The following is a 10,204-nucleotide window of genomic DNA, read 5'->3' on the forward strand; positions in this document are numbered from 1 at the left end:
AGTTGTGTGCATCACGATTGAGTTGTTTACATCACGACTAAGTTATGTGCGTCACGTTTAAGTTGTACATGGACAATAACAAGCCTGTAGCTACATAAAATTACTCAACCGTCACTGATTTAGCCAAGTTACGTGGTTTATCTACATCACAGCGGCGGTGTAGTGCTGCGTAATAGCTAATTAACTGTAATGGCACTACAGATACAAGTGGTGTTAGGTATTCGTGAACTTGAGGGATTACTAAACGGTCACCGTCTTCGTCTACGCCAGCCATGGCAATAATGCATGGGTATGCTCCACGTGCAGCTACCTCTTTAACATTACCACGAATATTTAATGATACTGCTTCTTGTGTGACAAGGGCAAATACTGGTGTACCTTCTTCGATTAAGGCAATTGTTCCGTGTTTTAGCTCGCCACCTGCGAAGCCTTCTGCTTGAATGTAAGAGATTTCTTTTAGCTTCAAGGCACCCTCAAGGCTCACATAGAAGTCGATGTTACGACCGATGAAGAATGCGTTGCGTGCGATTTTTAAGTAGTCCTCTGCGATATCCTCTAATACATCTTTTGAATCGATAATTGTTTGGATACCATTTGCTGCAATCGCAAGTTCTTGTTTTAAATCGAATTCTAAGCCTTTGCCATTAGCTTTCGCCGTTACATATGCTGTTACAGCAAGTACAGCTACTTGCGCTACATATGCTTTTGTAGAAGCTACTGCAATTTCTGGGCCTGCATGTAATAAAAGCGTATGATCCGCCTCACGTGATAGTGTAGAGCCAGGTACATTTGTAATTGTTAATGTTGGATAACCAAGCTCTTTAATTTTCACAAGTACTTGACGGCTATCTGCTGTTTCACCTGATTGTGTAATAAAGATAAACAATGGTTTTTCTGAAAGTAATGGCATATTGTAGCCAAATTCACTTGAAATATGAACTTCCACTGGAATGCCAGCCATTTTCTCGAAATATTGCTTACCAATTAGACCTGCATGATAGCTTGTGCCAGCTGCAATAATATATAGACGGTCTGCTGATCGTAATGCTTCTAAAATATTTGCGTCAATTGTTAAATCGCCATTCTCGCCTTCGTATGCTTGAATGATTTTACGAATAACTGTTGGCTGCTCATCCATTTCTTTTAACATATAGTGAGGGTACGTACCTTTTTCAATATCGCTCATATCAAGCTCTGCTGTGTATGGTGCACGCTCTACTAATGAACCGTCTAATTTTGTAATTTCAACGCTAGCTTTGTGTACGATTACGACTTCTTTATCGTGTAGCTCCACATATTGATCTGTTACCTGTAGCATCGCCATTGCATCTGAAGCTACTACATTGAAGCCTTCACCAACACCTACTAAAAGTGGTGATTTGTTTTTCGCAACGAAAATTGTATCAGCCGCTTCTGCATCTAAAAGAGCTAATGCGTATGAGCCGTGTAATAAAGATAAAGTTTTACGGAACGCCTCAGTTGTACTTAAACCTTCTTTTACAAATAGCTCTACTAATTGCACGATGACTTCTGTGTCTGTATCAGATTTCATCGGGATACCTTTTAAATATGTTTTTTGTAATAAATGATAGTTTTCAATAACTCCGTTGTGTACTAAAGTAAAACGTCCTGATGCACTCTGATGAGGATGTGCATTCAGACGGTTTGGCACACCGTGAGTTGCCCAACGTGTATGACCAATACCAACTTTTGCAGCAACGTCCTCGTCTACTGCATCACGTAAATCAGCAATACGTCCCTTTTCTTTGAAGACTGTTACCCCATCTTCATTACGTACTGCAATACCTGCTGAGTCATAACCACGGTACTCTAGTTTCTCTAAACCTTTTAATAAGATTTCCTTTGCATCTGTTTCACCAATATATCCTACAATTCCACACATAAATTTCTTGTCCTCCGATATCGTCAATTTGACGCAATGACAAATTAGACCCCAACCTATCGAATTTTTTTATGAATGTAAAAGCTATGCTTATTTATCAATTATGCCTCGGCATAATTGCGTCCGGAATCGGCTTTGTGCTTAGGCCTGCACGATGCAGGTCAGTTAGCCGTTATCGCATGGATGCGATGATTTTAGGCTAACATCCTATATTGAACTCCTTTCCGATCTCCGTGACATCCGCCGGAGGCTTTACCTTCTTTTAGCTGGTGTTTGGACACCTGTTGAAAGAAGGTAAATAAAATATGCATACTCATACATACATAAACTTACACTCATTCAGCCATCTGAATAGTAATTATTCGATACGTGAGATTTTCTATTTATCTATTGCTTTAACTATACCTTCTCCATTTTCTGTACATTCAATCACTCAAATGCTTTCAAAATGAAAAGTGACAATCGGGTATGTCGATCGGGAGGCATCCGCCGAATTTTCGATAAACCTCCACCTCGTCTGCTGAAGTTAGCTTCGTCCAATTTCTTCAGCTCAGGCGCTATAATTGTTTTCCGATTTTGCGCGTTCTTCCCTCCTTATGCGCTCTCGTTAAATGATAAGGTCGGACCTCATATTCAACTTCTCCATCATACTCAATCATATGCTATACGTCAAATTTTCGTTATAAAAAACACCTATTTATCCTACTTTTTAGTGACAAAGTGTAGACAAACAATCTGCTATAAAGCATTATTTTGAAATTCCTATTAAATATATGATGTTTTTTCCATGCCCGGTTGCTAGCCTAAACAAAAAGAACTCCTTTCCGATTTCGTGACATCCGCCGGAGGCTTTGGGCCAACAAATGTTTTCTGTGCGAAAGCGTAGTGCAACGTAGCGGCAGCAACATGATGTTGGTCGCTCAGTCGTGTGTTGCTATCGCTTCGCTTTCGCACAGATAAATTGCCACAGGACGTGGCGTTCTTAGACTGAGTTCCTCTATTTTAGCAGGTGTTTGGACGCCCGCTGAAGAGTAACTTTAATTCGCATTAATCCCACCACTATAGAGGTGGGAGAATTCTGTACCTGTCGCTACGCTTTCGGTACAAAAGACATTTGCTGAAAGAAATTAAAACATAAAAGGCACAAGCAGATTCACTTGTGCCTTTTAAGCTTAGCCTTCTTCACTCTCTAATAATTTCACAATTTCTCGATTAAATGCTGGTAGATCCTCCGGTGTGCGGCTTGTGACTAATTGTTTTTGGCAAACAAACACTTCCTCGTCATGGAAAATTGCACCTGCATTTTCTAAGTCTACTCGAATGGATTTGTAGCCAGTTGCGTCACGACCACTTAATGTTTTTGCTGTAATGAGTAATTGAGGTCCATGACAAATAGCAAAGGTTGGTTTCATATCGTCCATAAACTCCTTTACAAATGCCACAACACGATCATCTACACGTAATATATCAGGAGAAAATCCACCTGGAATGAACAATGCATCAAATTCAGAAGCCGTTACCTCATCGATGCCCCTATCAATTTTTACTTTCTCTCCGTGCTTACCTTCTACCTCAATGCCCGCTGTCGTATCGATCGTTATTAGTTCATGACCTGCCGCTTCTAACGCTCCTTTAGGACTCGTAAATTCGGCGTCCTCGAACATATTAGTAATTACCGTAGCAATTTTAGCCATTGCAATACAACACTCCCTGTAATTGTGACTCTGTACTACTGTTCCCATTCTTTTTGAAAACATTCATTTCGTCGGAAGGCTTTCAATACCTGAAGCACAAAATAGTTCTATCCACACCTCTTACCTTTCTATCCATCACTTCTCTGAGCCTAATAAAAAAACCCGACCTCCTTTGAAAGGAAATCGAGTTGTTGATAAATTTCGCCTTGGTGTAATTTCGTCTGGATTTTGAATTGTGCATGCACAATTCAAAATCCGTGACATCCGCCGGAGGCTTTATCTTCATTCAGTGGGTATTTACCACCTACTGAATGAAGATAAACTATTTATTCCGTTAAGCCCATTTCAGTACGTACAACATCTGCTATACGCTCTACGTAACGCTCGCAATCTTCTTCTGTCGCAGCTTCTACCATTACTCGTACAAGTGGCTCAGTACCAGAAGGACGCACTAGCACGCGACCGTTACCAGCCATATCTGCTTCTACCTCAGCGATTACTGCAGCAACTTTTGCATTTTCCGTCACAGCATGCTTGTCTGTTACACGTACGTTGACTAAACGCTGTGGAAAAATTTTCATTTCAGAAGCAAGCTCTGATAGTTTTTTACCTGTAGATTTCATAATGTTAACAAGCTGAATACCCGTTAATAAGCCATCACCAGTTGTATTATAGTCTAGGAAAACAATATGACCAGATTGCTCGCCACCTAAATTATAATCATTAGCGCGCATTTCTTCTACGACATAACGATCACCTACAGCTGTTTGTACACTGTGCATATCGTTATCTTCAACAGCTTTGTAGAAGCCCATGTTACTCATAACCGTTGACACGATTGTTTGCTTTTTCAAGCGACCAACTGTATTTAAATGCTTACCAATGATGAACATAATTTGATCACCATCAACAATTTTACCGTTTTCATCTACTGCGATTAAACGGTCACCATCGCCATCGAATGCTAAACCAACGTCAGCATTTTTTTCTGTGACAAATTTAGCTAATCCTTCTGGATGTGTTGAACCGACACCTTCATTAATATTTAAGCCTGTTGGTGAGGCACCCATTGTTGAGATATCCGCTTCTAAATCTGCAAATAGGTGTGTAGCTAGTGAAGACGTAGCGCCATGTGCACAATCTAATGCTACATGGATGCCCTCAAATTCTTCAGTCACTGTTTGCTTTAAATATTGAATATATTTTTGTCCACCCTCGAAGTAGTCACTTACTGAACCTAAATCTGCCCCGATCGGACGTGGCAATGTATCTTCTTGTGCATCTAATATTGCTTCGATTTCGGCCTCTTGCGCATCTGTTAGTTTAAAACCATCAGGACCGAAAAATTTAATACCATTATCAGCAACTGGGTTATGTGAAGCTGAAATCATAACGCCTGCATTTGCGCTCATAATTCGAGTAAGGTAAGCCACACCTGGTGTTGAAATAACACCAAGACGCATTACCTCCACGCCGATTGATAAAAGACCAGCTACAAGTGCACCTTCAAGCATTTCACCTGAAATACGCGTGTCACGACCGATTAAAACCTTTGGACGGTCCGTTGCATCCTTCGTTAAAACGTAGCCACCTACGCGGCCAAGCTTAAATGCAAACTCCGGTGTTAATTCACTATTCGCGACGCCACGGACGCCATCTGTTCCAAAATATTTACCCATTTTGATTATTCTCTCCTTCAATGCAAGACGGTGGTCACGCTTGTCTACACTGACAACTAGATCACTCGTCTGCTTACTTTTGGAAAAGTCTATTTTCGTTCATTTTCTGGTAACTATTCATTTTACCCCTATGCCCATTTATTCGGACTTGTAAATCAGCGAAGATAAATTGAGCATAAAGTATTTTGATTTTAGCCCGAGTAACTTTTTTCGTTAATGTTTCAAAACCGAAAATGACACCCTACCGATAGAGAACGAAATCTCTACTGAATCAAAATAAAATTATAGTCAGTTATTGTTTAAGAATCAACATCTTCTGTTTTTTCTGTTGGTGGCGTTTTGTCCTCAGAAGGAGTGTCCGGTTCCTCCTTATTAGGTGGAGGAGTAGGTGTAGGTGTAGGCGGTGGAGTAGGTGTAGGAGCAGGAGGGTTAGTAGTTGTTGTTGTCGTAGTTGTTGTTTTCTCCTGCTCTACCTTCGTAACGTCCGCTTTCACTTTAATCCTTGATTCAGATATTTTTGTCACACCTTCTGGTAATTTCACATCAAATTCATAAGTTTTTGATTCTGTAATTTTTGATAAGTCCACCTCTATTGGTATGACAGTTAAACTATCTAGGATAGATTTTCTACCGTATACCCTCACCATTGTAGGGTTAAATGTTAATTGGTTAACGGAAATACCGTTTGCCACTTTCCCTATTTCCTTAAGCACTACAGGCAACTCCCTGCTGTATGCCCCAATATCTACTTGTACCTTCACAGTTTCTGGTTCAATCGTAACGTCTAGCTTATTTAAATCACGATCTAGCACTTGAACTGCCGCTACCTGTGAGAACGATTCTTTCAAGCCTTGTTCACCCGTTACAGTAGCTTTTACATAGCTAATGCTTTCAATTGCACTTTTGGCACCTGTTACATACACCGTAGCTGGATTAGCAGTCATGCCATTTAAAATATACCCTTCTTCAAGTAAACGATTACTCATCTCAGGGTCAACACGAAACTCCTGTGTTACTTTTTCCTCAATGTTTACCTTTACAGTCTCAGGGTCAAATGTAACTTGCAACTTATCAGAAATGTTTTCGTATTGTAGGTTAACATTATGTTCACCTATAAGTAATTTACTTAAATCCACAAAAACAGAAAAATCCTTCGTTGTCTTTGTTTTCATTACAAGTGGCATTGGGCCTTTTATCGTAACATCCACCGTCTTAGGTATACCTGTTACAATGAGGTTCTTATCATCATAAAAAACATCTACAGGTACATCTCGAATTACCTCTGTTTGCTCACTACTCGAAATTGTTTTATTTTTAGGAGATAATTCGGCACGAACGGAGAAAAATAACAAAAAGGCTAAAAATAGTGCGACGATTCGTAATACCCAAGGGCTATCCATCATTTTATCCATTCTTTTTCCCCCTCCAAGTTAACTTAGAGGCTGCATTTGACTCCTGTGCTAATCCGAACCACATTTTACGTAACAGTCCTTCGAATTCCTCTAGAGAAAGATTTCGATGTAGATTACCATTCATTGTAAGACTAATGGCACCGGTTTCTTCTGATACGACAATAGTAATGGCATCTGTCACTTCACTTAAGCCAAGTGCAGCTCGGTGGCGTGTCCCAAGCTCTTTAGAGATAAATGGACTCTCAGAAAGCGGTAAATAACAAGCTGCTGCCGATATTTTATCTTTCTGCATAATCACTGCTCCATCATGAAGCGGTGTATTAGGTATAAAAATGTTAATAAGTAACTCCGATGAAATTTCGGAATTTAGTCCTATGCCCGTTTCTATATATTCATTTAGACCAGTTTCTTTTTCAATAGAAATTAACGCCCCTATACGACGTTTGGCCATATAACTAACAGATTTCTTCATCGCCTCAATAAGCCTAGTTTGTTCTTCTTCAACTTGACTAATTGAACGTTGAAATAGCTTCCCTCTACCAATTTGTTCAAGACCACGTCTTATTTCAGGTTGGAAAATGATAATAATCGCCAAGAAACCGAACTCGATAACTTGTTGTAACATCCATCCTAACGTTTCTAACCCAAAAAAGTCTGTAGCAAGGCGCGCAATAATAATTACGAATATCCCTTTTAATAATTGGACAGCCTTCGTACCTTTAATGAGGGTTAAAATTTTATAAATAACGTACCATACGAGCAGTACATCTAATAAGTTAATAACAATATTCACAGGTGTTAAATTAGCGAAATGTTCGATAATTTGCACGTGGCATCCCCCACTTTTCATTGCGAATCCATACACATTTAAGTATAGCACACTCTTAACAAATGTAACTTTTTTCAAATAAAAAGTCTACTCAAAAGAGTAGACCTTTCAGCCTCTCACGTGCACTATCTATTAGGACGTATAGAGTGTTATTTAGTTGCTTGGTTCCCCTCGAATGTTACAGCAGACTTTACTGAATTTTTAATCGTATACCAAAGCCATTCAAATACTTCGTCGATTTCTTCTATTTTTCCTGAAACAACTGCCGAAGATGCCATATACTGTCCGTTAATAACGGTAACATTGCCATCCACTTCACCTTCAACAATTAAATCACCATTTTTAACAACAATGTCGCCTCTTACAACTTCTCCCTCCGGTACAATAACCGTTTGACCATCAACAACAAGGTTTGGCTGTTTAGTCACAGAGAAATGTTGGTCATCCATGAAACTACCTAGTAAAGTTGCACTCATGAATAAACAAAAAACTGCTGCTGCCACAAAGAATGGATGCCGGCGAATCCATTTTTGCATGCCTACACGACTTTTGGGTTTCGGTAAACGAGCCATAACGGCTTCTTCAAAATGCGGAGGTGCTGTAATATGGGAAGCACTCTTCACAAAGGCGATTGTTTCACTTAATTCCTGCATCAATAGTTTACAATCATTGCATGTATGCAAATGGCGTTTCAACTCTTGCTCATGCTCACGACTAATGTCACCATCTAAATAATCATGGATATAGTCTATAATATGCTCTGGACAAGTATTCATGACGCTCCCCCTCCTACAGATTGTTTAATTGCTTACGTAATGCTTCACGTCCGCGGTGAATCCTCGTTTTCACCGTTCCAAGAGGCATATCTAAAATCTCGCTAATTTCCTGTAATGATAATTCTTCAATATATTTCAATACTATAACTGAACGGTATTTATCCGGCAAACGTCCAATCTCATATTGAATACGATCTTGCAGTTCCATTTGCTCGATCTGTTCCTCTGGTAGCTGGTCACCTGCTGCGATCTGCGAATACATATCAAGCCCTTCTGTACCAGCTACTTCCGCATCTAAATAGTAATCCGGTTTTTTCTTCCGGATTCGGTCTATACAAAGGTTTGTCGCTATGCGATAAAGCCACGTTGAAAATTTTCTTTTCTGATCAAAAGTATGCAAATTCATATAAGCACGAACAAACGCTTCTTGTGTAATATCCTCAGATTCTTGCTTGTTCCCTAACATCCTATAGCATACTTGATACAGTTTGTGCTGATAGAGACTCACAATATCTGCAAATGCGTTTTGATCACCTTTAAGCACTTGTTTTATTCTCTTGTTTACTAACGCATCCATTGTGTTGATTTCTCCACCTTTACAACTGTCTTATACTATACGACCCATCGATAAGAAAAGTTTCATTTTATTATTAATTATAGCAAAAGATTTTTATACATTGTGGCAATAGGCAATTTTTTGTCAAATATCTTTAAACTAAGGTTTCACCAAATAAGGAACCCATCAATGCTACTGCAACATCAGCTGTTCTGTTCTTTTCATCTAGTATCGGATTAACCTCAACAAATTCAGCAGATGTTAACATACCTGATTCCTGAAGCATTTCCATCGCCAAATGGCTTTCTCGATACGTAATCCCACCAGGTACAGGCGTCCCAACCCCAGGAGTATAAAGTGGATCTAACCCATCTAAATCAAGTGATAAATGCAAGCCATCTATATCACGCGCTCTTAAATAGGCAAGCGCATCTTCCATTACACGCGTCATTCCAAGACGGTCTACCTCATGCATTGTATACACCTTGATTCCTTGCTGACTAATTAATTCACGTTCTCCTGGATCTACGGAACGTGCTCCAATAATAATGACATTTTCAGGTTTAATTTTTGGTATATTATTACGAATTTTCACTAAGCGTTCATGACCAAGCCCTATGCTAACAGCTAACGGCATGCCATGTATATTACCAGAAGGTGTCGTTTCAGGCGTGTTAAGGTCAGCATGCGCATCAAACCAAATAACACCTAAATTTTTATAATGCTCACCAAGCCCAGCGAGTGTACCTATAGCAATGCTATGATCACCACCAAGTACAAGTGGAAACTCCTTTTGTTCCAATGCCCTACTCACACTATTTGCCAAAGATGTACTCACATCGATAACTTCCTCTAAATTTAATAGCTGTTTATCAACAATTGTACCTTCTTGTTTTTGACTAACACGTATATCCCCTTGATCATGTACTTCATGCCCAACCGCTTCTAAGCGCTCTACAACACCTGCGTAACGGATGGCACTCGGCCCCATATCTACTCCTCTACGAGTTTGTCCATAATCTGTCGGCACTCCAATAATAGAAATATTTAGTTTATTCATTTTTTTATACCCCCTTTAACTTGTAAGTCTATTGTATAGCCTATATCCTACATGGCTCAACCTAACAATTGTATGAATATTTATACAACTAATTATACTTCGGCGCCTGGAATCGGTAAGGAGTTAAAAAGAGCATAAAAAAATCTCCTGCTGTTTTCAGCAAGAGATTAGTATCTGTAGTCAATGTTACACTTTTGAATATGTTTTATTCTATAAAAGTGAGCCATGAAGGACTCGAACCTTCGACCCTCTGATTAAAAGTCAGATGCTCTACCAACTGAGCTAATGGCTCAAA

The 10,204-nt window shown here is 39.5% G+C and carries 8 protein-coding genes and 1 tRNA gene; all 9 read right to left on the reverse strand.

The annotated features are described in order from the left end of the window. Positions 1-100: 100 nt before the first annotated feature. The 9 genes from glmS to AC3WSK_RS26195 all read right to left on the reverse strand — a co-directional run bounded on the left by glmS (position 101) and on the right by AC3WSK_RS26195 (position 10,201). Entirely contained in the window at positions 101-1,903 is a 1,803-nt protein-coding gene (gene glmS / locus AC3WSK_RS26155; RefSeq protein ID WP_079562108.1) for a glutamine--fructose-6-phosphate transaminase (isomerizing), read from the reverse strand. Positions 1,904-3,075: 1,172 nt separating this feature from the next. Further along, positions 3,076-3,597: a type 1 glutamine amidotransferase domain-containing protein gene (locus tag AC3WSK_RS26160; protein ID WP_079562107.1), complete on the reverse strand. Its 522-nt coding sequence runs from the start codon at positions 3,595-3,597 to the stop codon at positions 3,076-3,078. Positions 3,598-3,923: 326 nt separating this feature from the next. Continuing rightward, positions 3,924-5,276 carry a phosphoglucosamine mutase gene (gene glmM / locus AC3WSK_RS26165; protein WP_079562106.1) on the reverse strand — a complete coding sequence of 451 codons (1,353 nt, stop codon included), beginning with the start codon at positions 5,274-5,276 and terminating at the stop codon, positions 3,924-3,926. A 299-nt stretch (positions 5,277-5,575) separates the two neighbouring features. Then, positions 5,576-6,688: a CdaR family protein gene (locus AC3WSK_RS26170; RefSeq protein ID WP_079562105.1), complete on the reverse strand. Its 1,113-nt coding sequence runs from the start codon at positions 6,686-6,688 to the stop codon at positions 5,576-5,578. After that, the gene (cdaA, locus tag AC3WSK_RS26175; protein ID WP_170938987.1) at positions 6,681-7,517 is read right to left on the reverse strand and encodes a diadenylate cyclase CdaA; all 837 of its coding nucleotides are present in this window, start codon (positions 7,515-7,517) and stop codon (positions 6,681-6,683) included. The genes AC3WSK_RS26170 and cdaA overlap by 8 nt, the downstream gene beginning before the upstream one ends. Before the next feature lie 149 nt (positions 7,518-7,666). Continuing rightward, positions 7,667-8,293, reverse strand: a complete 627-nt coding sequence (locus tag AC3WSK_RS26180; RefSeq protein ID WP_079562104.1) for an anti-sigma factor family protein — start codon at positions 8,291-8,293, stop codon at positions 7,667-7,669. Between the two features lie 13 nt (positions 8,294-8,306). Further along, on the reverse strand, positions 8,307-8,870 hold the full coding sequence (sigW, locus tag AC3WSK_RS26185; RefSeq protein WP_079562103.1) for an RNA polymerase sigma factor SigW: 564 nt from the start codon (positions 8,868-8,870) through the stop codon (positions 8,307-8,309). Positions 8,871-9,003: 133 nt separating this feature from the next. Beyond that, positions 9,004-9,909 carry an arginase gene (rocF, locus tag AC3WSK_RS26190; RefSeq protein ID WP_427483267.1) on the reverse strand — a complete coding sequence of 302 codons (906 nt, stop codon included), beginning with the start codon at positions 9,907-9,909 and terminating at the stop codon, positions 9,004-9,006. Between the two features lie 219 nt (positions 9,910-10,128). Beyond that, positions 10,129-10,201: transfer RNA gene (locus AC3WSK_RS26195), tRNA-Lys, on the reverse strand. Positions 10,202-10,204: the final 3 nt, after the last annotated feature.

It is taken from the genome of Lysinibacillus sp. EB271-A1-10B, from assembly GCF_058791335.1.

What these genes read in the sequence shown, in the direction of transcription:
- AC3WSK_RS26180 (WP_079562104.1), bottom strand. Translation starts at nt 8,293, where the DNA reads ATGAATACTTGTCCAGAGCATATTATAGACTATATCCATGATTATTTA.
- AC3WSK_RS26170 (WP_079562105.1), bottom strand. Translation starts at nt 6,688, where the DNA reads ATGGATAAAATGATGGATAGCCCTTGGGTATTACGAATCGTCGCACTA.
- rocF (WP_427483267.1), bottom strand. Translation starts at nt 9,909, where the DNA reads ATGAATAAACTAAATATTTCTATTATTGGAGTGCCGACAGATTATGGA.
- AC3WSK_RS26160 (WP_079562107.1), bottom strand. Translation starts at nt 3,597, where the DNA reads ATGGCTAAAATTGCTACGGTAATTACTAATATGTTCGAGGACGCCGAA.
- glmS (WP_079562108.1), bottom strand. Translation starts at nt 1,903, where the DNA reads ATGTGTGGAATTGTAGGATATATTGGTGAAACAGATGCAAAGGAAATC.
- sigW (WP_079562103.1), bottom strand. Translation starts at nt 8,870, where the DNA reads ATGGATGCGTTAGTAAACAAGAGAATAAAACAAGTGCTTAAAGGTGAT.
- glmM (WP_079562106.1), bottom strand. Translation starts at nt 5,276, where the DNA reads ATGGGTAAATATTTTGGAACAGATGGCGTCCGTGGCGTCGCGAATAGT.